This window comes from Allosalinactinospora lopnorensis (assembly GCF_000981225.1).
Lineage (GTDB): Bacteria > Actinomycetota > Actinomycetes > Streptosporangiales > Streptosporangiaceae > Allosalinactinospora > Allosalinactinospora lopnorensis.
Genome location: NZ_LAJC01000019.1, coordinates 50,918 through 74,397, shown reverse-complemented (window position 1 = coordinate 74,397; position 23,480 = coordinate 50,918). Strand labels below are relative to the sequence as shown.

The 23,480-nt window shown below is 70.0% G+C and carries 21 protein-coding genes and 1 pseudogene; 13 read left to right on the top strand and 9 right to left on the bottom strand.

Features of this window, described 5'->3' with window-relative positions; all coding sequences use genetic code 11:
- The first annotated feature begins 352 nt into the window (after positions 1-352).
- On the top strand, positions 353-652 hold the full coding sequence (locus tag VS93_RS09500; protein ID WP_258862676.1) for a WhiB family transcriptional regulator: 300 nt from the start codon (positions 353-355) through the stop codon (positions 650-652).
- Between the two features lie 182 nt (positions 653-834).
- Here VS93_RS09500 and VS93_RS09495 read toward each other — a convergent pair whose 3' ends face one another.
- Complete coding sequence (locus tag VS93_RS09495) at positions 835-2,139, bottom strand: phosphoribosyltransferase family protein (RefSeq protein WP_046469596.1); 1,305 nt, start codon at positions 2,137-2,139, stop codon at positions 835-837.
- A 166-nt stretch (positions 2,140-2,305) separates the two neighbouring features.
- Entirely contained in the window at positions 2,306-2,872 is a 567-nt protein-coding gene (locus VS93_RS09490) for a GNAT family N-acetyltransferase (RefSeq protein WP_046469595.1), read from the bottom strand.
- Positions 2,873-3,053: 181 nt separating this feature from the next.
- Between VS93_RS09490 and VS93_RS09485 the strand changes: the two genes are divergently transcribed.
- A complete protein-coding gene (locus VS93_RS09485) occupies positions 3,054-4,256 on the top strand; it encodes an MFS transporter (protein WP_046469594.1) in 1,203 nt (400 codons plus the stop codon).
- A 57-nt stretch (positions 4,257-4,313) separates the two neighbouring features.
- Here the strand turns inward: VS93_RS09485 and VS93_RS09480 are convergent, their stop codons facing one another.
- The 4 genes from VS93_RS09480 to VS93_RS09465 form a co-directional block, all read right to left on the bottom strand.
- Positions 4,314-4,973 (bottom strand): hypothetical protein, encoded by a 660-nt coding sequence (locus VS93_RS09480; RefSeq protein ID WP_046469593.1) that lies wholly within the window; start codon positions 4,971-4,973, stop codon positions 4,314-4,316.
- Positions 4,974-4,998: 25 nt separating this feature from the next.
- Positions 4,999-6,423 carry a hypothetical protein gene (locus VS93_RS09475; RefSeq protein ID WP_046469592.1) on the bottom strand — a complete coding sequence of 475 codons (1,425 nt, stop codon included), beginning with the start codon at positions 6,421-6,423 and terminating at the stop codon, positions 4,999-5,001.
- A gap of 466 nt (positions 6,424-6,889) precedes the next feature.
- Positions 6,890-7,639: an HNH endonuclease family protein gene (locus VS93_RS09470; protein WP_046469591.1), complete on the bottom strand. Its 750-nt coding sequence runs from the start codon at positions 7,637-7,639 to the stop codon at positions 6,890-6,892.
- Between the two features lie 124 nt (positions 7,640-7,763).
- Positions 7,764-9,101 carry a YihY/virulence factor BrkB family protein gene (locus tag VS93_RS09465; protein WP_082126755.1) on the bottom strand — a complete coding sequence of 446 codons (1,338 nt, stop codon included), beginning with the start codon at positions 9,099-9,101 and terminating at the stop codon, positions 7,764-7,766.
- Between the two features lie 515 nt (positions 9,102-9,616).
- On the opposite strand from VS93_RS09465, the gene VS93_RS09460 reads away from it, so the two are divergent.
- The 4 genes from VS93_RS09460 to VS93_RS09445 are packed head-to-tail and all read left to right on the top strand — an operon-like array spanning position 9,617 to position 13,002.
- A complete protein-coding gene (locus VS93_RS09460) occupies positions 9,617-11,302 on the top strand; it encodes a nitrite/sulfite reductase (protein ID WP_046469590.1) in 1,686 nt (561 codons plus the stop codon).
- 19 nt (positions 11,303-11,321) lie between these two features.
- The gene (locus VS93_RS09455; protein WP_046469589.1) at positions 11,322-11,522 is read left to right on the top strand and encodes a hypothetical protein; all 201 of its coding nucleotides are present in this window, start codon (positions 11,322-11,324) and stop codon (positions 11,520-11,522) included.
- Complete coding sequence (locus VS93_RS09450) at positions 11,519-12,223, top strand: phosphoadenylyl-sulfate reductase (RefSeq protein WP_046469588.1); 705 nt, start codon at positions 11,519-11,521, stop codon at positions 12,221-12,223. Before VS93_RS09455 ends, VS93_RS09450 begins: the two co-directional genes overlap by 4 nt.
- Positions 12,220-13,002, top strand: a complete 783-nt coding sequence (locus VS93_RS09445; RefSeq protein WP_046469587.1) for a sirohydrochlorin chelatase — start codon at positions 12,220-12,222, stop codon at positions 13,000-13,002. The genes VS93_RS09450 and VS93_RS09445 overlap by 4 nt, the downstream gene beginning before the upstream one ends.
- An 82-nt stretch (positions 13,003-13,084) precedes the next feature.
- Here the strand turns inward: VS93_RS09445 and VS93_RS09440 are convergent, their stop codons facing one another.
- A complete protein-coding gene (locus tag VS93_RS09440) occupies positions 13,085-13,453 on the bottom strand; it encodes a hypothetical protein (protein ID WP_046469586.1) in 369 nt (122 codons plus the stop codon).
- A gap of 222 nt (positions 13,454-13,675) precedes the next feature.
- Between VS93_RS09440 and VS93_RS09435 the strand changes: the two genes are divergently transcribed.
- Together VS93_RS09435 and VS93_RS31325 are read left to right on the top strand one after the other, a co-directional pair.
- Positions 13,676-14,524, top strand: a complete 849-nt coding sequence (locus VS93_RS09435; protein ID WP_046469585.1) for a helix-turn-helix domain-containing protein — start codon at positions 13,676-13,678, stop codon at positions 14,522-14,524.
- A pseudogene (locus VS93_RS31325) lies at positions 14,521-14,715 on the top strand (DUF397 domain-containing protein); the annotation flags it as partial. The gene VS93_RS09435 and the pseudogene VS93_RS31325, both read left to right, overlap by 4 nt.
- Before the next feature lie 102 nt (positions 14,716-14,817).
- Here the strand turns inward: VS93_RS31325 and VS93_RS09430 are convergent.
- On the bottom strand, positions 14,818-15,948 hold the full coding sequence (locus VS93_RS09430) for a methyltransferase domain-containing protein (protein ID WP_046469584.1): 1,131 nt from the start codon (positions 15,946-15,948) through the stop codon (positions 14,818-14,820).
- A 299-nt stretch (positions 15,949-16,247) separates the two neighbouring features.
- Between VS93_RS09430 and VS93_RS09425 the strand changes: the two genes are divergently transcribed.
- From VS93_RS09425 to VS93_RS09410, 4 genes are all read left to right on the top strand, one after another.
- Positions 16,248-17,888, top strand: coding sequence for an acyl-CoA dehydrogenase family protein (locus VS93_RS09425; RefSeq protein WP_046469583.1), 1,641 nt, complete (start codon positions 16,248-16,250; stop codon positions 17,886-17,888).
- Between the two features lie 309 nt (positions 17,889-18,197).
- Positions 18,198-20,330, top strand: a complete 2,133-nt coding sequence (gene glgX / locus VS93_RS09420; RefSeq protein WP_046469582.1) for a glycogen debranching protein GlgX — start codon at positions 18,198-18,200, stop codon at positions 20,328-20,330.
- An 11-nt stretch (positions 20,331-20,341) separates the two neighbouring features.
- On the top strand, positions 20,342-21,106 hold the full coding sequence (locus VS93_RS09415) for a pyrimidine reductase family protein (protein WP_046469581.1): 765 nt from the start codon (positions 20,342-20,344) through the stop codon (positions 21,104-21,106).
- A gap of 246 nt (positions 21,107-21,352) precedes the next feature.
- Positions 21,353-22,111, top strand: coding sequence for a GntR family transcriptional regulator (locus VS93_RS09410; protein ID WP_082126754.1), 759 nt, complete (start codon positions 21,353-21,355; stop codon positions 22,109-22,111).
- Between the two features lie 215 nt (positions 22,112-22,326).
- On the opposite strand, the gene VS93_RS09405 is transcribed toward VS93_RS09410, so the two are convergent.
- Entirely contained in the window at positions 22,327-22,659 is a 333-nt protein-coding gene (locus VS93_RS09405; RefSeq protein WP_052745631.1) for a hypothetical protein, read from the bottom strand.
- 317 nt (positions 22,660-22,976) lie between these two features.
- On the opposite strand from VS93_RS09405, the gene msrB reads away from it, so the two are divergent.
- Positions 22,977-23,378, top strand: coding sequence for a peptide-methionine (R)-S-oxide reductase MsrB (msrB, locus tag VS93_RS09400; RefSeq protein ID WP_394298810.1), 402 nt, complete (start codon positions 22,977-22,979; stop codon positions 23,376-23,378).
- Positions 23,379-23,480 lie beyond the last annotated feature (102 nt).

Genomic DNA, 23,480 nt, shown 5'->3' with positions numbered 1-23,480 from the left:
CAGAAACTTGCGAAATCTCACGAAATCGGACACGGGACCAAGGATCGGTCAGCGCGGATCAGGTTTCGATAACGGTTGAGCGAGTAATTTCCCCACCCCCGTGCGTAAGCGGGATTGGGGATGGCATGATTACGTACCGGCTCGCAGGGAGAGCGATCACCGCCTCCCCGTCCGATCGCGTGAGCGCCCGCCGTCTTCGGCGGATCTGCGCCGCAGTGGTCTAAGCCACACCGGGGAACACCGAAGCACCGCATGGCGTTCCGTCATGCGGGGTGACTCACGCCGCTTAAACGAGTTTGTCTGACCCAGCTTTCCAATAGCTTACTAGTGATTTAGTAGAGGTGGTTCAACCATGTCTCAGGTACGTCGGCAGGCCGCGCTGCGCCCCCGCCCGAGCTGGGGGTGGCAGGATGCCGCCGCGTGCCGGGGCGAAGACCTTGTGCTTTTCTTCGGCCCCGATGGCGAGCGCCAGCCGGAGCGGGAGATTCGTGAACGCAAGGCCAAAGAGATCTGTGCTCAGTGCCCGGTCCGTACCGAATGTCTCGACTACGCGATTTCACGCCCCGAGAAGTACGGAACGTGGGGTGGCCTGAATGAGGACGAGCGAGCCTCCGAGCGCCGGCGCCGTATGCGCCGCGCCAACGCGGCCTGAGTCATCCGCGCGCCCTGGCAGGATCGCGGCGTTCAGCGGTGGTGGCCGACGACGCTTCGCCCCCTCACACACCACCGCACCGGCCTCCTGGCAACAGACCCCTTAAGGCCCCGGCCTCTCAAACACCCGTGGCGCCCCGACACGATCTCGTCGAGGGCGCCGCGGGTTTTCGTGTCCCGCGCTCACAGGTACCGCTCGAACCAGTCGGCGGCAGCGGTACCGACCTCGTGCCATACCTCCGAACGGGCGAGGAGCTGTTCGGCTCCCGGCATCACCCGCATGTCATACGGGGCGCTCAGTCTGCCCAGCACCCATTCGGCGAGTTCGCGGACGAACGAGTCCGTCCCCTCGACCAGTACCAGAACCGGGGCCCGGACCTTGGGAAGACTCTCCTCGGCGATATCGATCCGCCCGCCGTGCACCACGAGAGCCGCGATATCCTCCGGGCGGGCCGCCGCGGTCATCAGCGCCGCCGGCGCCGCAGCGCCCGAGCCGAAGAGCCCCACCGGCGCGCTCGCCAGATCCGTGGCCCGGCGCAGCCACCGCACCGCGGCCTGCAGCCGTTCGTCCAGCACGGCGGTGTCGACCCCGTTGGCGTCTTCGTCGCTCTCGCGGCGCCACTCGTCGTGGGTAAGGAGGTCGAACAGGAGCGTGGCGTAGCCGGACCGACGCAGGTTCGCCGCGACGGCACGCTGCCGCGGGTCGTGCCGCCCGTGGCTCAGGGCGAACACCACCCCTGCCCGGACCTCGGCGGGAGTGGCGAGTTCCCCTTCGAGGTAGACGTCTCCCGCGCGGATCCGCACCGCTCGCTCGGAGCCGGCCTCGTCCGCCGGTGTGCGCAGCTCGGCGAGGATAGCCGTCACGTCGCCGTCGGAGAGCTGCGCGAAATCCCGGTACCACTCCCCCACGGCGCGGAAGTTCTCCGGCACGGTCAGTACCACGAGGTCCTCCACCTCGGGGCGCAGTATCTCCACCGCCTGCTGCGAACCGACCGGGACCGCCAGCACCAGCCGGGCCGGCCGCTGCCGCCGCACCATCTGCAGCGCTGCCCGCGCGGTCCCTCCGGTCGCCACGCCGTCGTCGACGACGATGACGTCGCGCCCGGTCAGCCGCGGTGCGGCTCGGGATCCCCGGTAGACCTCCAGGCGGCGGGCGAGTTCGGCTCGCTCCGCCTCGACCGTCGACGAGAGCATCTCGCGGGGCATCCGTATCCGGGCCAGGGCGCGGTCGTCGAAGCAGGCATGACCGTCCTCGGTGATCGCGCCGACTCCCGTCTCCTGGTGGCCGGGCATACCGATCTTGCGCACCAGGAGGACGTCCAGCGGAATCCTGAGGTGGCGGGCCAGTTCGGCGCCGACGGGCACCCCACCGCGAGGCAGGGCGAGAACGATGGGGTCGGTGACTGCGTAGGCACGCACCCGCTCGGCGAGGCGGCGGCCCGCCTCCGAGCGGTCGGTGAAAGGCAGCGATACGGGTAGCGGATTCATACCTGCCCGGTGTCCCACCCAGTGGTGTACGGGACGGGCTCCCTGCTCCTCTCCCGGAGAGCCCTGGAGAAAGTGCTTACGGACATACCCGCTCCTGTACCCGCCGCAACCCCATGCATACGCAAATCCTGCTCGGGAGAACGGGCCGGCCGCGGCGGGGCCGAGCCTACTCCGCGGGTTTATGGAAATCGTGCTCCAGCACCGCCATCACCAGGGAGTCGTGCCGCCGTCCCTCCCACAGCAGCGACTCGCGCATCCGCCCTTCGACGGTGAAACCACACGCGCGGTAGACAGCGATGGCGCGCATGTTGAACGCGTAGACGTGCAGCCAGACCCTGTGCAGACCGATGCGGTCGAAGGCGTATTCCAGGATGAGGCGGGTGGCCTCCTTGCCCAGTCCCTGTCCCGTGAACTCGATGGCCGATAACGCGATGCGGTAGGCGGCGCTCTCATTGGCGGGATCGAACTCGTGCAGCGACAGCTCGCCGACGAAACGGCCACCCGGCTGCTCGATGATGGCCAAGTCCAACCGGTCGTCCTGCTCCGCCCGCGTCACGCACCATTCGCGGATCTCCTCGTAGCTGAATCTGTGATGCGTTCCCGTGAGCCTGCGCACCTCTTCGTCGAGGGTCGACGCGTAGCAGGCGTCCGTGTGCTCCTCCACCAACGGCACCAACCGGACGCGGTCACCTGAGAGAGTCGGTTTCCCACGCAGCGCGTTAAGGTCAATCATCGATCGGGACTCCGGTCTTCATAAGCCGGACGAGCGGGGCTCCGGCAGCGGCGAGATCCTCGTATCCGTCGGGATTTTCGGCCAGAAGGTCCTATGTAAAAGACGCGAGGGCTCCGACGCAACCCCTGAGCAGGACGCGTAGCATCCGATGCGGTTCGCGCACGCCAGTTCAGGAGATCCGATGGCGGTCCACCAAGAGAGCCCGCAGCGGCCGGACACAACGGCCAGACGCGGCAGGCTCGCGGTGGGCGGCCTTTTTCTGGTCAACGGTTTCGGCTACACCAACGTGGTCCCCTGGATCCCGTGGATCAAGAACCAGCTGGAGCTGTCCAACACCGCTCTGGGGACCGCGATCGCGGCGATGCCGTTCGGTGCGCTGCTGACCGGAATGCTCGCAGGCCCGCTCATCTCCCGGCTGGGCAGCGGCCGCACGGCTGTGGCCTCCGGATTGCTGCTCGCCTGGGTACTACCGCTGCTCGCCCTCGCACCAGGGTGGGGGGCATTGGCGGCCGCCCTGTTCGCGATCGGGTGCGCCGACGCGTGGATGGACGCCGCGATGAACTCGCACGGCCTGCGGGTACAGCGCCGCTACGGGCGCACCATCATCAACACCTTCCACGCGGTCTGGAGCATCGCGGCGGTCGGCGGCGGGCTGCTGGGAGCGGGGATGGCCGGAGCCGGGGTGCCGCTACTCGCGCACCTCACAGCGGTCGCGGTCATCAGCGCCGGCGTCACCCTGGTCGCCGCCCGCCACCTGCTTCCCGGCCCGGAGCACGCCGAACGCGACGACGGCACGGCTCCCCCGGACTCCGGGCGGCCGCCGCGCCCGCCGCTCCGCGGCCTGCTCCTGCCGCTCGCACTGGGTGTACTGCTGATGATGGCCGGGGGGATCGAGGACTCCGCGGCGTCCTGGGGCGCGGTGTACATGCGGTACGAGCTCGGGGCGGCGGCCTTTGTCGCGGGCCTGCCCTTCGTCGCCTGCCAGGCCATGATGACCGTCGGCCGCCTCACCGGCGACCGGCTCACCGATCGTTTCGGAGCGGTGACGGTCGCACGGTCGGGTGCCCTGCTGACCGCGGTCGGGCTGGGGACGGCACTGCTGCTGCCGGGGCCCGCGACCGCCATCGCCGGGTTCGGCCTGCTGGGGCTAGGCGTCGCGACGCTGTTTCCGCTGACGCTCGCGGCCGCCGGGAACGTGCCGGGCGTGCGCAGCGGCGACGGGGTGACCCTCGTCGCCTGGCTCGGCCGGCTGGGTTTCCTCGGCTTTCCGCCGCTCGTCGGGGTGGTCGCCGATACGACGTCTCTCGGCACCGGTCTGTGGGTGGTACCGGCAGGGGGCCTCGTCGCCGTTGTGCTGGCGGGCGCGTTGCGTCCCCGGAGATGAGCCGTCCCGGGCCGCCGGCGGCGGCCCGGGACGGGTTTTTCATCGGTGCCCGGCGTGTTACCGCGCCTGGGGAGCGCCGCGCCGGGTCGCGTAGATGGTCACCGCACCGATACCGGCGGCCAGGACACCTCCGAGCACGAAGCCCGAGAGGTCAGCGCCGGTGACCGGGAGCTGACCCCCGGATCCGGCCTGGTCGTCGCCACCGGCCGCGGGAGCCGCGGAGTGCTGGCCATCGCCGCCTTCGTCACCTTCGCCGCCTTCGTCACCGCCCTCGTCCTCGGCGGGGGGTGCCTGCTCGTCACCCTCACCATCGTTCTCGGGCGGCGGTGTCGGTTCCGGATCCTCGGGAACCTCAGGGTCCTCCGGCGGATCCTCCGGCGGAGGTGTCGGATCCTCCGGCGGGTCCTCCGGCGGAGGTGTGGGGTCCTCCGGCGGGTCCGGATCCGGGTCACCGGGCTCCTCCGGCGGATCCTCCGGCGGAGGTGTCGGATCCTCCGGCGGGTCCGGATCCGGGTCACCGGGGATGAGGTCGCCCAGCTCCGGGACTCCGGGTAGCAGGGAATCCGTCTCCTGGGTGACCTCCGCGACCCCAGTGGGGGAGTCGGCCGTCTCGGGGACGGTCTCCTCGACGGTGTCGGCGAACACCGGTCCCACGGAGAACCCGGTGGCCAGCAAGGCCGCGGCGGTCACGGTGACCGCGCGCGTTGTATGCGACATACATCTCCTTTCTTTCATCGGGGATTCAATGCGGGGAGAGGGCATAGAGGTGGCCGTCGGCGACCACGATCGCGTGGCCGTTGAGCAGGCCCCACGGGCGCGCGGCGTCCTCGTCCAGGTCGACGGGGTCCTGGCCGGGCCCCGCGGCGACCGGGACACCGCCGACCTCGCCGTAGATCGTGCCCCCGGCCGCGCTGACGGGGGCGAAGCCCTCCACCGTCTCGGCCGTGCCGTCCTCCAGATCCACCAGCACCGGGCCGTAGGCGGCCGCGGTCTCTCCTTGGATCCAACGGGCGCCGTCGAGCTCGTCGGGATCGAGGGCGGTGGAGGCGACGACCGAGCCGTCGACGGAGTCGTGCACCGCGAGCACGGCACCGTCGCCCTTCTGTGCGTTCCAGCGCACGATGACGTAGTCGGTGCGGGCCGTCAGTATCTCGTCGATGTCGTCGGCCTTGGGCGGCGTGTCCGGCTCGACCTCGCTGGTCTCACCCTCGGGGGTCGCCCAGATCCACGGGGCGGCGCGCAGCTCGGCGGTGAGCACCCGTTCGCCGTCGGCGATGAGCGGGCCGGCCTCGCCCTCCATCGCCACCGGCTCCAGTTCCCCGTCGACCGGGACGAAGGCGCGCTCGTCGTTGGCGACGAGCGCCGAACTCCCGGCGAACGTGACACTCAGCCCGCCGGGCACGTCGTACTCCTCGGGGGCGCCCTCACCGTCCGCGGGCCACTGCCACAACGTGCCGTCGCTGGTGACGAGCGCGACCCCGTAGTCGCCGCCGTCGCGCACGAACTGCGGAGGACCGTCGATGTCCTCCACGGGGAAGGGCAGATCATCGGACCACTCCGGTGCTCCGTCAGGGCCGGCCACGACGAGCCGTCCGTCCGGGTCGATGTAGCCGAGCCGGTCCGAATCCGGTGAGACCGCCGGATGACTCCCGGGTTCCATCGGCAGCCGCCAAGCGGCCTCGGGGCCGTAGCCGGGCGGCGCCGACCGGGTGTCGAGCGTGGCCGCCGGATCCGCGCCGTCGCCGGGGGTGACCGTGGTGTCCGGCCAGAACCGCAGCGCCGCCACGCCGATCCCGGCGACGATCGCGACGGCGAGCACGCCGCCGACGGCGACACGGGCGGCCTTGCGACCGCGTCCCGTACCGGAGGTCCGCTTGCCGGGCCGGGCCGCGGGTGCTTCCTCGCTCTCGGCGCGCACCACACCGCCGGGGGTGACGACGAGCCGCCATTCGCCGTTGGCGTCCCGGGCGTGCACGCGCACCGGACGTCCCATGCGCAGCGCGTACCTGGTGGCGACGTCCAGGGCGTCGCGCCGGGTCTCCTTGGGGGCCCGGCCGGTCACGATCTGGGTGCCGCCCTCGATGGTGATCTCGGCACGCGTCTCGTCCGCGGAGATGACGATGGTGACGGGCTGCCGGAGGGGCTCCCACCCGCCATCGATACTCATAGCGCCTCCCTGTGCTCGTAGGCGCGCCGGCGCGGCACCTGGGGATCCTCTGCGCCGGCCCCGGATACACGCCGTCCTCCTCGCGGCGGAGACGCTGTGCTCATCATGAACCTGTTCGTCAGCTATATCGCGGTCGTCCGGCGGGCGCGCGGCATACAACGCGGCGGTGGAACGGGACCTGGGCGGGCGAAGCGGCCGAAAAAAGCAGCGGGGGAACCGCTCATAGGCAACGGCGATGATACTGACCCAAAGTCACGGTGAAACAGCGCCCGCCCCAGCGGAACCCCCGTCCCCCAAGCCTTCCGCGTCCACACCGGTATCCGTGCCACCCCCTGGCGACCTGGGGTAACTACGCTGACCCGGTGAGCGGCCAGGGCCCAACGGCCGCTGGAGGGACGGCGTTACCTCCGGCGGAACGCTCCGGGGATTGGCCACATCCGGTCGGGGAGAACTCCTGGCAGGAGGTTCACGCACAGGTTCCCAGCATCTCTTCGAGACCCTCGCGGTCCTCGGGTGCCAGTGGCAGATCGTAATGGTGGGTGACATCGATGTAGGTGACGGCGTAGGAGCACTGGTACCCCTCGTAGGGCCGCCATTCCCCCGGGCCGGAGTCGCCCTTCGACATGTTGGCCGGACCGTCGGCGGCCAGCAGGTTGCGCGGATCGTTGGCGAACTCCACGCGCTGGTCGCGGTCCCACTCGGCCGCGCCCATGCGCCAGGCCAGCGACAACGGCACGACATGGTCGATCTGCACCGCCTGGGGGTCCTCGGCGGTGAACTCGACCTGCTCGCCGGTATAGGGGTCGTCGAAGACGCCGCTGAGCACCGTGCAGTCGTCGTCGGCGTCGACGTTCTCCAGATCCCGGACGAGGATGGCGTGCCGGGTGGGGCACCCGTTTCCGGCGGTGACCCAGGAGGAGCCGAACTCGTCGCGTTCGTAGTCGTCGCGGGGCTCCGGGTCGGCGGTCTCGGTCTCCGCCAGGCGCTCCCGCGCTTCCTCGACGTCCTCCCGGGTCGCGGGGCCGGTGTCGTCGGCGGTCTCCGAACCGTCGCGTCCCGTGAAGTCCTCCAGCGCGTCGAAGAGGATGTCGTTTTTGCCGGTGACAGTGGAGACGACGAAGAAGGCGACCGCGATCGCCGCAAGGACCGACGCCAGGGGGCCGGAGAGTCTGCGGCGCCGGGTACGCGAAGATTCGGAGCGGGCAGTGCGTGTCATGGCGCCACCGAAGCAGTACAGGTAAAGAGCGGGGGTGATGGGCGGGGGCGGGAACCGGACAACGGCTACTGCGAAGCGTCGAACCTCGTGGCCATGGTCCTCTCGGGGAGCGGTGCTTCTGTTCTCAGTCCTCTGTCTCGGACGGGGACCGGTCCGGCACGCCGGCGCGTCCCGACGTTATCCTACGATCCCCTCTGGTGCCCTCGTTCTCCACATGCGCCGGATAGGCACCGGTGCGCGGCGTCGGCGCGCGGCCCTCGCCGCGCTCTTCCTGTGAGGACTCCTCCCCCGTCGCGGACTTCCTGGTCTGCGTCCTCGCCGGTTCCGGCGGCTCCGGGCCGCGGGAACCGGACCCCTCCTGCTGTCCCGCCGCCTCCCTCTCCTCGCGGGACGCGTCGTCCTCTTCCGTCCCCTCGCTCTCGGACCCCTCGGCCTCCGCTCCGTCCTCGGCGACGTCGCGCAGCGCCTGCTCGCGCCGCTCGACCAGCCGGGTCGCCCTGGCATGGCGCTGGGCCGCGATCTGAGCCCTCGCCTCGGCCGTCGTGGCCGTGGGCCACATGGCGTCGATCTCGGCGTTCAGCGCGGAGCCGACGAGCACCGCGAGGGCCATCACCCACAACCAGATCAGGATCGCTATCGGCGCGGCGAGCGTGCCGTAGATGGTGACCTGGCCGAGCGAGGCGTCCAGGTAGATCCGGAGCAGCGCCGAACCCAGCAGCAGAATCACCATCGCCAGCAGGGCCCCCGGAAGGTGCCGCAGCAACGGCATGCGCACCGGGACGCTGAGGGTGTACAGCAGGACGACGGCCACGGCCGAGATTCCGCCCACGACCGGCCAGTAGGTCAGGTGCAGGTACCCCACGGCGGCCGGGAGCAGAGCCTCGATCAGGTTCGGCCCGGCGACCAGGGCCGGCAGAACGATCAGCGCGAACAGCAGGGCGCCGATGTAGGCGATGAACGCCAGCGCCCGCTGCCAGACGAAGCCGCGCAGGCCGTCCAGCCCGTAGGCGATGGTGATGGCGTCGATGAACACGTTCATGGCCCGCGATCCGGACCACAGCGACACCAGGAAGGTGAGCGAGAGGACGCCGCCATGGGCGCCGCGCAGGAAGTCGTCGATGAGCGGCACGACCACGCTGTCGACGGTTCCGGTGGTCAGGGGGGCGGCCGCCAGGTCGACGATCCACTGGCGGGCGCCCTCGACCGTCTCCGCCCCGAGGACCGGTGCCAGGTGCCCCAGCACACCGACGATCCCCAGCAGCAGTGCGGGCAGCGACAGCAGCGAGAAGAACGCCGCCTCCGCGGCGAGGCCGACGATGCGGATCCGAACCGCGCCGCGGGCGGTGCGCACGATGAGCAGGAGGAAGCCGGCCAGCCGCTGATGCCGCTCCCGCCATTCGTCCACGGCAGGCTGGAGTCGCCCTCGCCATTCGTCCACGGCGGGGCGGAGTCGTCTCCACACGCCCCTCACATGTCCAACCTACGCTCCCGGGACGGCGCCCCTTGCCTGGCCAGGACCGACAGCAGGCGCATTAATACCGTTTCGATGGCCAACCGTGACCGGACCCGGGCCGTCCGCACCGGAGGCCGGCGTGCCGACGTGATGCGGTTCACCACGGCGGCGGCCAGCCCGTGTCTGGACAAAGCGGGCCGCGGCGTGGCATTGTCATTGGCATGATCGCTGCTCTTGACCCGATGCTCTGCGTGCGTCGGCACGTGGACTTCCTCCGGGTCCGCAGTGCCATCTGTCGTAACGTCGGTTGACCCCGCCGCCCGTGTAGATCCTTTCCGCCCGCATTCTGGGGCGTGAGCGGCGCCCGACGTTTCTTCCCAAGCTGCATTCGCCCGTGCCTCCGGTCACGATGACGTACGGAGGGCCGGGTCGATGCCGTGTGCCCACGGCGGTGTCAGTGCAGTGGCGGTCTCCAGCGTCGGCGTCGGCCCGCGCCCCCGCGAACCGCTCGGAGGACGCCCTCGATGCCTCCCACATCCGCAGCCGCCGGCTCCAAGCCGAACCGCCCCCGCAGAGGCGAAGGCCAATGGGCGCTCGGTTACCGCGAACCGCTCAACAAGAACGAAGAGAACAAGAAGAACGACGACGGGCTCAACGTCCGCCAGCGCATCATCGACATCTACTCCAAGGCGGGCTTCGACTCGATCGACCCGGCCGACCTGCGCGGACGTTTCCGCTGGTTCGGGCTCTACACCCAGCGGGCCCCGGGCATCGACGGCGGGAAGACGGCCGTTCTGGAGCCCGAGGAGCTCGACGACCGCTACTTCATGCTGCGCATCCGCATCGACGGCGGCCAGTTGAGCGTCGCGCAGCTGCGCACGGTCGCCGAGATCTCCGCCGCCTACGGACGCGACACCGCCGACATCACCGACCGGCAGAACGTGCAGCTGCACTGGGTGCGTATCGAGGATGTCCCCGCCATCTGGGAGAAACTGGAGGCGGTGGGACTCTCCAGCACCGAGGCCTGCGGCGACACCCCGCGTGTGATCATGGGCTGCCCGCTGGCCGGCGTCGCCGAGGACGAGATCATCGACGCCACCCCGCAGATCCAGCAGGTGCACGACGACCACGTCGGCAGCCCGCTCTTCTCCAACCTGCCGCGCAAGTTCAAGAGCTCCATCTCCGGCTGCTCGGCCTACTGCACCAACCACGAGATCAACGACGTCGCGCTCGTCGGCGTGGCCGGCCCGGACGGCACCCCCGGCTACGACCTGCAGGTGGGCGGGGGCCTGTCGACCAACCCCATGTTCGCCCAGCGGCTGGGCGCCTTCGTCCGCCCCGAGCAGCTCAGCGAGGTGTGGGCCGGGGTCACCTCGGTCTTCCGCGACTACGGCTACCGCCGGCTGCGACACCGCGCGCGCATCAAGTTCCTGGTCAAGGACTGGGGGCCGGAGAAGTTCCGCGAGGTGCTGGAGAAGGAGTACCTCGGCTACGCGCTGCCCGACGGTCCGGAGCCGGAGCTCACCCCCGGGCAGCAGAGGGACCACATCGGTGTGCACCGCCAGCGCGACGGCCGCAACTACGTGGGCTTCGCCCCCCGGGTGGGCCGGGTCTCCGGCACCCGGCTCTCCCGGATCGCCGACATCGCCGAGGCGCACGGCTCGGACCGGATCCGCACGACGGCCGACCAGAAGCTCGTCATCCTCGACGTCGCCGACGAGCAGGTCGACCCCATCACCTCCGCCCTGGAGGCCGAGGACCTGCAGGTGCGGCCCAGCGTCTTCCGCCGCCAGACGATGGCCTGCACCGGGATCGAGTTCTGCAAGCTGGCCATCGTCGAGACCAAGGACCGCGGCGCCTCCCTCATCGACGAGCTGGAGCGGCGACTGCCGGATTTCCCCGAGCCGGTCACCATCAACCTCAACGGCTGCCCCAACTCCTGCGCCCGGATCCAGGTCGCCGACATCGGGCTGAAGGGCCAGCTGGTCACGGGCGCCGACGGCGAGCAGGTCGAGGGCTACCAGGTGCACCTTGGCGGCGGCATGGGACTGAACGCCGCCTTCGGCCGCAAGGTGCGCGGACTCAAGACCACCGCCGAGGAACTGCCCGATTACATAGAACGCGTTCTCCGCCGCTACCTGGAGGACAAGGAGGACGGCGAGGCGTTCGCGACCTGGGTGACGCGGGCGAACGACAGCGATCTCAAATGAGCGAGGACGGAGCCCGGAGATGAGCGAGCGAGCGGCCCCGCACTACTGCCCCTACTGCGGTGACGAGGACCTGGTGCCCCACGAGGGCGACGGTGAGCAGGGCGCGGGCTACGCCTGGGCCTGCATGTCCTGCGCGCGGGTCTTCCGGGTCAAGTTCGTCGGACTTCGCGCGGCCGCCATAGCGGACGCGCGCACGGATAGGACGGGTGGGAACGCATGAACGTCGCACTGGACAGCAAGCTGGACGGGAAGCTCCTGGCGGAGCGGGCCGCGGCCGAACTCGAGGAGGCCGGCCCGCAGGAGATCATCCAGTGGGCCGCCGACACCTTCGGCGACCGGCTGTGCCTCACCTCCTCGATGGCCGACGCTCTCATGGTCGACCTGGTCTCCAAGGTCCGGCCGGGTATCGACGTGATCTTCCTCGACACCGGCTACCACTTCGCCGAGACGATCGGCACCCGCGACGCGGTCGAGCAGATCTATGACATCACCCTGATCAACGCGACCCCGCAGCGCAGCGTGGCCGAACAGGACCGCGACCTCGGCCCGCGGCTGCACGGCCGCAACCCGGAGATCTGCTGCCACCTGCGCAAGGTCGAGCCGCTGCAGCGCGCCCTGGAGCCCTACGACGCCTGGGTCAGCGGACTGCGCCGCGACGAGGCGGTGACCCGGCGCAACGTCGGTGTGGTGCAGTGGGACCCCCGCAAGAAAATGGTCAAGGTCAACCCGATCGCGCGGTGGACCCAGGAGGACGTGGACACCTACATGGAGGAGAACAGCGTCCTGGTCAACCCGCTCCAGTACGACGGCTACCCCTCGATCGGCTGCGCCCCGTGCACGCGGCCGGTGGCCCCTGGAGAGGACCCGCGCAGCGGGCGCTGGGCCGGGATGGGCAAGACCGAGTGCGGAATCCACCTGTGACGGGCGGCGGACAGCCGGGCGGCGGCGCCCGCACCCCACTGGTCGCGGTCGCGCACGGCAGCCGGGACGAGCGCTCGTCGCGGGCGGTCGAGCGGATCTTCGAGCGGGTCCGGCGACTGCGCCCGGAGCTGGACGTGCGGGTGGCCTACCTGGACCACGTCGATCCCGGCGTGGAGGAGGCCGTCACCGGCCTCGCCGCGGAGGGCGCGGGTGAGATCGTCGTGCTGCCCGCCCTGCTGACCTCGGCGTTCCACAGCAAGGTCGACCTGCCGCGGGTGCTGGACCGGGTGCAGGGCTCCTGCCCGTGGCTGCGCATCCGCTACGGCGACACGCTGGGCCCGCACCCGCTGCTGCTCGACGCGGTGCAGCGCCGCCTCGCCGAGAGCGGAGTACGGGCCGATCCCGGTACCGCGCTGGTGCTGGTCTCGGCGGGCTCCAGCGACGCCGGGGCCAACGCCGTGATCGAGGAGGCCGCCGGACGGCTCGCCGAACGGGGCCCGTGGCGCGAGGTGGTCCCTGCCTACGCCTCGGCGGCCTCCCCCACACCCGGCGAGGCGGTGGCGCGGCTGCGCGCGTCCGGGGCCGCCCGGGTCGCGGTCTCCAGCTACCTGCTGGCGCCGGGCTTCTTCTCCGACCGGGTGTCCGACCAGGCGTTCGCCGAGGGGGCCGCGGCCGTCTCCCCCGCCCTGGGCGACGCACCGGAGCTCGCCCGGGTGGTGCTGGAGCGCTACGACAGCGCGCTCGCCCGGGTACCGCTGTCCGGCACCGCGGCACGCTGAGGCGGCCGGACGGCCCGCCCACCGTGCTGTTATCGCCACCCCGCGGACGGAAAGGTGGCGATAACAGCACGACCGAGCGGACTCACCCGCCGGTGGTACCGGTGAGCACGCGGGCGGCGGGAGCGGCCAGCGTGCGCGCGGGGGTGGCTTCGAGAAGGTCGTCCCCGGCGTCGAGGGTCCATTCGGCGCTGCGGTCGTCGCGGATGGTCAGTTCCAGGGTGTTGCCGTGTCCGAGGCGGGGGTTGCTGATCCGCAGTTCGGCGCAGTCATCCTGAACAGCGGCGGTCTCGACGTTCAGGCCGGCGGCCCCTAGCAGCTCGGCCACGGTGGCGGCGTAGCGCTCCAGCTGCTCCGGGGAGAGCAGTTCCGGGGTCTCGGCGTCGATGGAGGTGTCGACGCCGGCCCACGCCTCGGGGATACTCGGGGTAGGGAGTGCGTGGACATCGGGCACGATGGTTCCCCTCTCCTGTTCTGGCACCGCCCGGGACGCGCGCAGAGGGCCAACTCGTAGAGCGTCCCGGGCGGTGGTCTGTGTGGCGGCAGTCCAAAGGCGCCGCCTTCTCTTGGTCTGGCTCCTAGTGAGATCTGACTCACGTGCTGCTGGAGTGACACCCATCCATCAAGATCGCAAGATTTTCAGGGATATTCCTAGAGCAATTGTGGATGAGGGTTGATGGCAGCCAAGTCGAAGGGGACGCTTCGCGCCCAGTGGCTGGGCAAGATGCTCAAGGAGCTGCGCGAAGAGAACAGCATGACCTTGAAGGAACCCGCGGACTACATCCAACGCAGCACCTCGACGCTTAGCCGGTTCGAAGCGGGAACCTGGCCCATCACCCGAGCCGAGGTGACGGCGCTGATGAACTTCTACGGCGTGGACGGCCCCAGCCAGCGTGCCCAGATGCTCCAACTCGCCGAAGAGATCGCCGAAACCGGCTGGTGGGAGCGCTACTACCAGGGCACCACCATGATCAACTACGTGTGGCTGGAAGATCGGGCCGAGCGGCTACGGATCTTCAACCCCCTGGTGATCCCCGGTCTCCTCCAGACCGGCGAATACGCGGAACGCCTGATCCGGATCAGTGATCCGGATGCCTCAGCTCGACAGATCGAGCGCTGGGTCGGTGTCCGGATGGCCCGTCAGGAGATCCTGACTCGGGATAGCCCAACCGAAATACAGCTCATCCTGGATGAAGCAGCACTGCGTCGTCCGGTCGGTGGGCCACAGGTCATATGCGAACAACTACAACGACTACTGACGGAGGCCGCCAAGCCCAACATCGAAATCCGAGTGCTGCCGTTCAGCGTCGGCGAGTATCCGGGTACCGATGGCTCATTCGCATTGATCAAGATGGCGGATCCGTTCCCCGAGGTCGTCTACATAGACTCTGCGGCAGGAAGCATATTCCTGGAGGCGAATGACGTCCTTCGATTCGCCGGTCAGTACGATCGCCTTGAGACGAGCTGCCTGGATGCGGCCGAGTCCACGGCGTTCATCGCCGCGATTGAGAAGGAACTGTCATGAGACACGAGCAGTTCACCTGGTTAAAGAGCAGCTACAGCCCAGACCGCCATGGCGAATGCGTCGAGGCCGGCTGGCGTAAGAGTAATTACAGCCCCAGCCGCAGTGGCGAATGCGTCGAGGCCGGTCCTCACCTCGACGGTTCCCCCGTCCACGCTCTGCGCGACTCCAAGAACCCTGACCACGGGCACCTCACCCTCCCCGCCCCGAGTGGCTGGCCTTCCTGCGCGGCCTCAAGCAGGGCGAGGTGTAGCCCCGCGCGAAAGAATCGAGGGCGCCACGCCCGGTCGGCGCTCTTATCCCACCGTGTTCGCGGGGTCGTCCATCCACAGCCGCTGCCCCGAGGCGGTGACCGTCAGGCCGAACCGGTCGTGCGCCGGGCGGCCCAGGTCCCGCCACCACTCGTAGGCCGCGGCCAGCTCGTCGAACAGTCGGCGCGGCCCGTGCTGGCACACTCGGTACGCCGGTGCCTGCGGCGTGATCCGCCAGGAGGTCCACGATCCCGTAGTGGGATCCATCAGGTAGACGGTGTAGCGCTGTGTTCCGGGGTCGTCATCGTCGTAGACCAGGGTGGACTTCATCCCGGGCACGCGGACACCGATCGCGAATGAGGCGTCGAAGTCGCCCATCGGCTCGTAGGGGTGCAGGTCGGTGGTCGTTTCGGCGTAGTCGTGCTCGGGCAACACCCGGTCCTCCACGACGCCGTGCGGGGTGCGCTGGGCACGGGTCCACATGAATGCGGTGTCCCCGCCGAAGCGCCCGGACGCTGTCGCGTCGTCGTGGACCAGCAGATGCAGCAGCGCGCCGCTGTGGAACGCCGTACCGAACGGGGTAACGACGAGCCCGCCCGGCCGGGTCTGCTCCACCCACGCGTGCGGGACGGTCTGGACGGCGGCAGTCGCCAGGATCCGGTCATAGGGGGCGCCCGCCGGGTGTCCCTCTTCGCCGTCGCCGGTGATGGTCTCCACCGGCCATCCGGCTCGTCGCAGGGCGATCCTGGCCCGCTCGGCCAGACCAGCGTCGATCTCGATCGTGGTGACGTTGCGCGTCCCCACCAGGGACGCCAGGAGCGCAGCGTTGTAGCCGGTTCCGGTACCGACTTCCAGGACCCGGAGCCCGGGTGCGAGGTCGGCGGCTTCCAACATCATCGCGACCACGCGCGGCATGGACGCTGTCGAGGAGACGTAGCCGCGCCCGCTGCCGTCGCCGTCGTCGAGCTGCACCGCTACGGGAGCGTCGGCGTAGCAGGCCTCCAGCCACGCTTGGGGGGCATCGGCCCGGCGCAGCGGGGCAGGGCGGTTGTCGTCGCCTCGGATCCAGATCGTGTCGGGGATGAACATGTGGCGTGGAACGGCGAGGAAGGTGTCCCGCCACGCTGGGGGGACCTCCCCGGCGAGGCGGGACCGAAGGTGGCGGGCGTCGGTCACTTGTCGTCATCTCGTTCGTGCTTGCCGCCGCCGCTTCCCCCGTCGTTGGGGGTGGGCGGAGGCGGGGGCTTGTCCTTCCGGCCGTCCCAGCGGGAATTGTCGTCATGTTTGCCCACGAGGGCCTCCCAGAGCTTGGGGGCGTTGTGCGGCGATGGTAATCGCCAGGTCGCTGTGTGCCATCGGGTCTGGCCAAAGACGGCCACCCGCGGTCAGGGCACCAGCGAACCGACTTCGGCCGGCCCCGGGGAAGGCGCTAGCCTGGCAGGACCGAATCCTGTTCGGAAAGGACGGCACCGCCCATGCCCGCGACCCACGAGGTGTTCAACCAGCCCTCCCCTCTGGAGGACTACGATGTCGCCGCCGAGGACGCCCTCACCGAGGGACTGAAGCGCGAGGGCGCCGGATGGGCGGCCGAGGAGCTGCACGAACTCGGGCGGCTCGCCGGGACGGCGCGCGCCCGCTCCTGGGGCGAACAGGCCAACGCCAACGAGCCGACGCTGCGCACGCACGACCGCTACGGGCACCGGATCGACGAGGTCGACTTCCACCCCTCGTGGCACGTGCTGCTGGACACCGCCATCGGCCACGGCCTGCACGCCGCCCCCTGGGCCGACGACCGGCCGGGCGCGCACGTCGCCCGGGCCGCCAAGTTCTACACCTGGTCGCAGGTGGAGAACGGGCACGCCTGCCCGATCTCGATGACCTACGCGGCCATCCCCGCGCTGCGGCACTCCCCCGACCTCGCCCGGGCTTACGAGCCGCTGCTGGCGGCGCGCGTCTACGACTTCGGGCTGCGTCCGCCGCTCGGCAAGCAGGGGCTGCTGGCCGGGATGTCGATGACCGAGAAGCAGGGCGGCTCCGATGTCCGGGCGAACACCACGCGCGCCGTGCCCGCGGCCGACGGGAGCTACCGGCTGACCGGCCACAAGTGGTTCACCTCCGCCCCGATGGGCGACGTCTTGCTCACCCTCGCCCAGGCCCCGGAAGGGCTCACCTGCTTCCTGGTGCCGCGCGTGCTGGAGGACGGCACCCGCAACGCGCTGCTCATCCAGCGGCTCAAGGACAAGCTGGGCAACCGCTCCAACGCCTCCGCCGAGCTGGAGTACGACGGGGCCGCGGCGTGGCCGGTGGGTGAACCGGGCAAGGGGGTGCGCACCATCATCGAGATGGTCAACGGGACCCGGCTGGACTGCGTCATCGGGTCGGCCGCGGGGATGCGCGCCGGCCTGCTCCAGGCCGTGCACCACGCCTCGCAGCGTACGGCCTTCGGCTCCCTCCTCATCGACCAGCCGCTGATGCGCAACGTCCTCGCCGACCTGGCCCTGGAGTCGGAGGCGGCGACGACGCTGATGATGCGCCTGGCCGGCGCCGCCGACCGGGCGATCCGGGGCGACGAGGCCGAGGCGGCCTTCCGCCGGCTGGCGGTGGCCGTAGGCAAGTTCTGGGTCACCAAGCGGCTGCCGGCGCACTCCGCCGAGGCGCTGGAGTGCCTGGGCGGCAACGGCTACGTCGAGGAGTCGGGGATGCCGCGGCTGTTCCGCGAATCCCCACTGAACTCCATCTGGGAGGGCTCGGGCAACGTGGCCGCGCTGGACGTGCTGCGCGCGATGGGCAGGCAGCCCGACGCCGTGGAGGCGTTCCTGGCCGAGCTCGCCCGCGCCGAGGGCGCCGACCCCCGCTTCGACGGCGCCGTCAAGCGGCTCAGGACCGAATTCGGCGATCTGGACGACGTCGAGTTCCGCGCACGCGGCCTGGTGGAGCTGATGGCCCTCACGCTCCAGGCGTCCCTGCTGATCCGGTACGCCCCGGCACCGGTTTCCGACGCCTTCACCGCCTCGCGTCTGAGCGGCGACTGGGGCCGCGTGTTCGGCTCCCTGCCGCGCGGCATCGACACGAAAGCCATCATCGACCGGAACCGGCCGCGGGGCACCGAATCCTGAAGAATCCGAAAACGGAACAGATTATGCCGTGACCGGCGCCGAATCGGGCGGGCGCGGTTCCGTCCGATCCCCTTGCCGCCGGTCGGGCTCCCCGGCCGGACGCTCCGGACAGCCCGCCCGACCGCGGACCGGTCGGCGGCTTCTCCGTTTCCGGTCCGGTCGCGCCCGCGGGACACGGACCTGTCACCACAATGCCCCCGAAAGCGGACACGATTGCGGTTCCGGTCGGCGAGATGAGGAATACTCAGCAGGTCAGGGCGGAAGAACCCTCTCGTCATGTAACGGAGCGACACAGAGACGTTGGCGTCCATGGTGGAAGTCTGGCCGGGTACCCCGTACCCCCTCGGTGCGACCTACGACGGGTCGGGCACCAACTTCTCGTTGTTCTCGGAGGCCGCCGAACGCGTGGATCTCTGCCTCTTCGACGACGGCGGCACCGAGACCGCGGTGCCCCTCACCGAGAACGACGGCTTCGTCTGGCACGGCTACCTTCCCGGTGTCGGCCCGGGCCAGCGGTACGGTTACCGGGTGCACGGGCCGTACGCTCCCGAGCACGGCCTGCGCTGCAATCCGGCCAAACTGCTCGCCGACCCCTACGCCAAGGCCATCGACGGCACACTGACCTGGCACGAGTCGCTGTTCAGCTACCACTTCGACGAGCCGTCGCGCAAGAACACCCACGACAGCGCCCCCTACGTCCCCAAGTGCGTGGTCGTGAGCCCATTCTTCGACTGGGCCAATGAGAGCCGCCCGCGCGTTCCGTACCACAGGACCGTGATCTACGAGGCGCACGTGCGCGGGCTGACCATGCGGCACCCCGACATCCCCGACCACCAGCGCGGCACGTACGCCGGCCTGGCCCACCCGGCGATGGTCGACTACCTGACCTCGCTCGGGGTCACCGCGGTCGAGCTCATGCCGGTCCACCACTTCGTGCCCGAGCACGCGATGGTGGCACACGGGCTCACGAACTACTGGGGCTACAACACCCTGGCCTATCTCGCCCCGCACAGCGGGTACGCCGCAAACGGCTCCCAGGGCCAGCAGGTCCAGGAGTTCAAGGCCATGGTGAAATCGCTGCACGAGGCCGGGATCGAGGTGCTGCTGGACGTCGTCTACAACCACACCGCCGAGGGCGACCACATGGGGCCCACCCTCTCGCTGCGGGGCATCGACAACCTCAGCTACTACCGGGTGCGCGACGACGACCAGCGCTACTACCTCGACTACACGGGCTGCGGGAACAGCCTCAACGTGCGCCACCCGCACTCGTTGCAGCTCATCATGGACTCGCTGCGCTACTGGGTGACGGAGATGCACGTCGACGGTTTCCGGTTCGACCTGGCCTCGGCGCTCGCACGGGAGTTCCACGACGTCGACCGGCTCAGCACGTTCTTCGACATCGTCCACCAGGACCCGGTGATCTCGCAGGTGAAGCTGATCGCCGAGCCGTGGGACGTCGGGCCGGGGGGGTACCAGGTGGGCAACTTCCCTCCGTTGTGGAGCGAGTGGAACGGCAAGTACCGCGACACCGTCCGCGACTTCTGGCGCGGCCATGAGGTGGTCCCGGAGCTCGCCTCGCGGCTGACCGGCTCCAGCGACCTCTACCAGGAGGACGGCCGCCGCCCGGTCGCCTCTGTCAACTTCGTCACCTGCCACGACGGGTTCACCCTCGCCGACCTCGTCACCTACGGACACAAGCACAACGAGGCCAACGGCGAGAACAACCGCGACGGCACCGACGACAACCGCTCGTGGAACCACGGGGTGGAGGGGCCCTCGGAACACCCCGACGTCGCCGCGCTCCGCCGCCGCCAGGTGCGCAACTTCCTGGCCACGCTGTTCCTCTCGCAGGGGGTGGTCATGCTCTCGCACGGCGACGAGATCAGCCGCACCCAGGGAGGGAACAACAACGCCTACTGCCAGGACAACGAGATCTCCTGGGTCGACTGGAAGCAGGCCGCCGAGGAGGAGGACTTGCTCGACTTCGTGCGCGGGCTGGCCCGGCTGCGCCGCGAGCACCCGGTGTTCCGGCGCCGCCGGTTCTTCCAGGGCCGCCCGCCCCGCGGCGGCGAGCTGCGCGACATCGCCTGGCTGCGCCCTGACGGCGGCCAGATGAGCGAGCAGGACTGGGGCTCGGCCGGCCGGGCCCTGGGCGTCTTCCTGAACGGCGCCGCGATCACCGAGCCCGATCTGCGCGGAAGACGGGTGTCCGACGACTCCTTCCTGATGCTGCTCAACAGCGGCGCCGATGCCGTGGACTTCACCGTGCCCGGCCGCACGTACGGCGCCACGTGGGAAACCGTCCTCGACACCAACGACCCCGACGTGGCCGGCCGCCCGCTCGTTTCCGCCTCCGGTACGGTGCGGGTGGTCGACAGGGCACTGGTCCTGCTCAAACGCGTGTCGCGCCGAAGGGTGGCCGGCGCCGGGGGCGTCTAGGGTCGGGGAGCATGAGCTCTCTCGCCGATTCGGGCGCACCGCACTTCCGCGCGCTGCTGCCGCACCCAGCCCCGGACGTCGACCTCGCGACCGCCTACGCCTACCCCGCCGTTCTGAACCGGCCCTGGCTGCGCGCCAACATGATCGCCAGCGCTGATGGCGGGGCCTGGGGCCCCTCTGGGCGCAGCAGGGACCTCTCCTCAGCCGCCGACCGCACCGCCATGGGGATCCTTAGAGGGCTGTGCGACGTCGTGCTCGCCGGGGCCGGGACGGCCCGGATCGAGGGGTACCGCCCGGTGCGCCCTCGCGAGGTCTGGGGACGGCTGCGGGAGGGCCGCACCGCGACCCCTCCGGTCGCCGTGGTCACCCGCACCCTGGACCTCAACCCCGCCCTGCTGGCAGAGGCGCCTGAGGACGCGCGCACGATCGTCCTCACCACCGAGTCCGCGCCCGCCGCGCGGCGCCGCGCGGCCGCACGCAGCTCCGAGGTCGTCCTGGCCGGCGACGACTCGGTGCGCCCCGAGAAGGCCATGGCGGCTCTGGCGGAGCGCGGGCTGTTCCGGGTGCTCACCGAAGGCGGGCCGCACCTGCTGGCCGAATTCACCTCCGCCGGGCTTCTCGACGAGCTGTGCCTGACGGTGAGTCCGCACCTGACAGGGCCGGGCCCCTCTCGGATCGTGGCCGGGAACGTCCCCTCACACGCCCAAAACCTGGAACTCGGCCATCTCCTGGAGTCGGAGAGCTCCCTGTTCCTGCGCTATACGAAACGCGACTGACCTGCTTCTCTTTCGGCAGGGCACGCCTATGGCCGATTTCGGATGTCCGTGAACCACGCATAAAACATCCGGCAACCGGACATACCCGGAGTGTACCGCCGACGTCGGCCCTCCCTCATCGCAATCGGGTAAGTAATGGAACGGACCAGTATTCGCCCCCGAAAAACACAGTCCCGAGCTGGGAATGACCGACCGAGGACGACTCGATCAGTGTGACGACGCATTCCGGGCGAGAGGATGAACGCAGTGCCGACGTCCGAAAACGATTCCCCTCCGGTATACCGCGAAATCGCCGAGGCCGTACGCTCCGCCATCGCCTCCGGTGAACTTTCGGACGGAGACCGGGTCCCTGGCGAGAACGACCTGATGAAACAGTACGGGGTCGCCCGAGCCACCGCCCGCCAGGCCCTTTCGGTCCTTATCAACGAAGGCATCGTGGTCCCCATCCGGGGTTCGGGGATCTACGTACGCGCGTTCCGCCCGTTGCGGCGGCACGGCCCCCGGCGCCTCTCCCGGGAGCTGTGGGGCGCCGGGCGGGCCATCTGGCAGACCGATGCCGCCGACCGCGACTTCGAGACCGACAACATCACGGTGCGCGAGGTCCCCGCGGCCGAGCATGTGTCACGCGCGCTGGACCTGTCCGCGGATGAGCGGGTCGTGGAACGGCGGCGCCGGTACCGCCTGGACGGGCGCCCCATTCAGCTGGCGACGTCCTATCTGCCCGCGAAACTCGTGGCCGGAACCGCGGTCACCGAGATCGACACCGGTCCCGGCGGCATCTACGCCCGGCTGGCCGAACTGGGCCACGCCCCGGCCCACTTCACCGAGGAGATCCGGGTCCGGATGCCCACCCCCGCGGAGACCGAGGACCTGCAGCTCAGCGCCGGCACTCCGGTCCTGGACGTGCTGCGCACGGCGCTGACCGCGGAACACGTACCGGTCGAGCTGAACGAGATGACGCTGGACGGCGCCGCCTACGTCCTGCAGTACGACTTCGACGCCTGACCGCGGCAGCCGCCCGGGCAGGACGGGGTCCGGCGGCAGCGGGGTTTCCGGCCGGCGATCGGTGGGGGCCCGCCGGCGGGGACGGGGCGGCCGGGCCGCGGAACGGCTCGCGCTCTGTCCCGGAGGGCGTCCGGCGGCTCGCGGGAGGGCCGTAAACGCGGACGGGCCGGGGAGGACGGCCCCGGCCCGCCGTTATGCGCCTGTGCTTCCCGGCGCTAGTCCTCCTCGTTCGAGACCCTCTTGGTCTTCCTGTCCTTGGAGGCGAAGACCAGGTACAACAAGCCGAGGAACGCGGCGCCCACAGCGACCGCCCCGCCCGCTGCGGGGACCACGTCCCCGGTCCGGCTCATTGCCCACTCCGACAGGGCGAGCCCCAGCATGGAGGCGACGACCAGTGCTCCGGCACCGATCGCCAGCATCAACCACAGGAGCTTCTCGTCACTCAACGGGCGCGGCCGCGCCCGGTCGATGCGCGTCGCCGTGGCTGCGGCGGTGAGCGCGACGACCCATCGGATTTCGGTCGCGATCCCGGTGAGGAAGAGCCACACGGGGCGCAGTCCCTCACGGAATCGAATGGTGTGATGATCCAACCATAGACGGCAGTATTGCGCCCATCCAACGCGCAACGACTGCCGGTGCCCCAAACTCAACGGCTGCCGATACGTAACGAGCATCGCCACTTCTCCCGACTGCCTGTAGCCCTGTGGTCCCCCTACCCGGCAAGATCGGAAGCGAACTTCTCAAAGGCGAATATAGGGACATCTATCCATCGGACGGCGTTCGCCCCGCCGAACCGGAGGTCAGCGGAGGGGCGCGGGCGGCGCGTCCGGAGACTGCGGGTAGCGTCCGTACCATGGACGAAGCGATGACTCCGGTTCCCAAGACCGAAAAGGAGTGGCGCGAGCGGCTCGCTCCGGAAGAGTACGCTGTGCTGCGCCGGGGTGCCACGGAACAGCCGTGGAGCGGCGACTACGTCTCGACGGACACCGTCGGCGTCTACCGGTGCAGGGCGTGCGGCGCCGAACTCTTCCGCTCCGCCGAGAAGTTCGAGTCGCATTGCGGCTGGCCGAGTTTCCACGATCCCGCGGACACGGACGCGGTGACGCTGCACGAGGACCGGGCACTTGGCATGATACGTACCGAGGTTCGCTGCGCACGCTGCGATTCCCATCTCGGTCACGTGTTCCACGGTGAGGGCTATCCCACCCCCACCGACGACCGCTACTGCATCAATTCCGTGGCTCTCACCCTGGAGGCATACGACTAAGTGGCATAGCATCCTCCTTCATGGGCACCGTTGTCCGGGAGCCACGCATCACGCCTGCGCGTTCGCCGCCTGCGTGGCCCGTCCGACTCGCCCCCTTCGAGG

Coding starts and splice junctions, on each gene's coding strand:
- VS93_RS09500 (WP_258862676.1), top strand. CDS start 353: ATGTCTCAGGTACGTCGGCAGGCCGCGCTGCGCCCCCGCCCGAGCTGG.
- VS93_RS09495 (WP_046469596.1), bottom strand. CDS start 2,139: ATGAATCCGCTACCCGTATCGCTGCCTTTCACCGACCGCTCGGAGGCG.
- VS93_RS09490 (WP_046469595.1), bottom strand. CDS start 2,872: ATGATTGACCTTAACGCGCTGCGTGGGAAACCGACTCTCTCAGGTGAC.
- VS93_RS09485 (WP_046469594.1), top strand. CDS start 3,054: ATGGCGGTCCACCAAGAGAGCCCGCAGCGGCCGGACACAACGGCCAGA.
- VS93_RS09480 (WP_046469593.1), bottom strand. CDS start 4,973: ATGTCGCATACAACGCGCGCGGTCACCGTGACCGCCGCGGCCTTGCTG.
- VS93_RS09475 (WP_046469592.1), bottom strand. CDS start 6,423: ATGAGTATCGATGGCGGGTGGGAGCCCCTCCGGCAGCCCGTCACCATC.
- VS93_RS09470 (WP_046469591.1), bottom strand. CDS start 7,639: ATGACACGCACTGCCCGCTCCGAATCTTCGCGTACCCGGCGCCGCAGA.
- VS93_RS09460 (WP_046469590.1), top strand. CDS start 9,617: ATGCCTCCCACATCCGCAGCCGCCGGCTCCAAGCCGAACCGCCCCCGC.
- VS93_RS09455 (WP_046469589.1), top strand. CDS start 11,322: ATGAGCGAGCGAGCGGCCCCGCACTACTGCCCCTACTGCGGTGACGAG.
- VS93_RS09450 (WP_046469588.1), top strand. CDS start 11,519: ATGAACGTCGCACTGGACAGCAAGCTGGACGGGAAGCTCCTGGCGGAG.
- VS93_RS09435 (WP_046469585.1), top strand. CDS start 13,676: ATGGCAGCCAAGTCGAAGGGGACGCTTCGCGCCCAGTGGCTGGGCAAG.
- VS93_RS09425 (WP_046469583.1), top strand. CDS start 16,248: ATGCCCGCGACCCACGAGGTGTTCAACCAGCCCTCCCCTCTGGAGGAC.
- glgX (WP_046469582.1), top strand. CDS start 18,198: ATGGTGGAAGTCTGGCCGGGTACCCCGTACCCCCTCGGTGCGACCTAC.
- VS93_RS09415 (WP_046469581.1), top strand. CDS start 20,342: ATGAGCTCTCTCGCCGATTCGGGCGCACCGCACTTCCGCGCGCTGCTG.
- msrB (WP_394298810.1), top strand. CDS start 22,977: ATGACTCCGGTTCCCAAGACCGAAAAGGAGTGGCGCGAGCGGCTCGCT.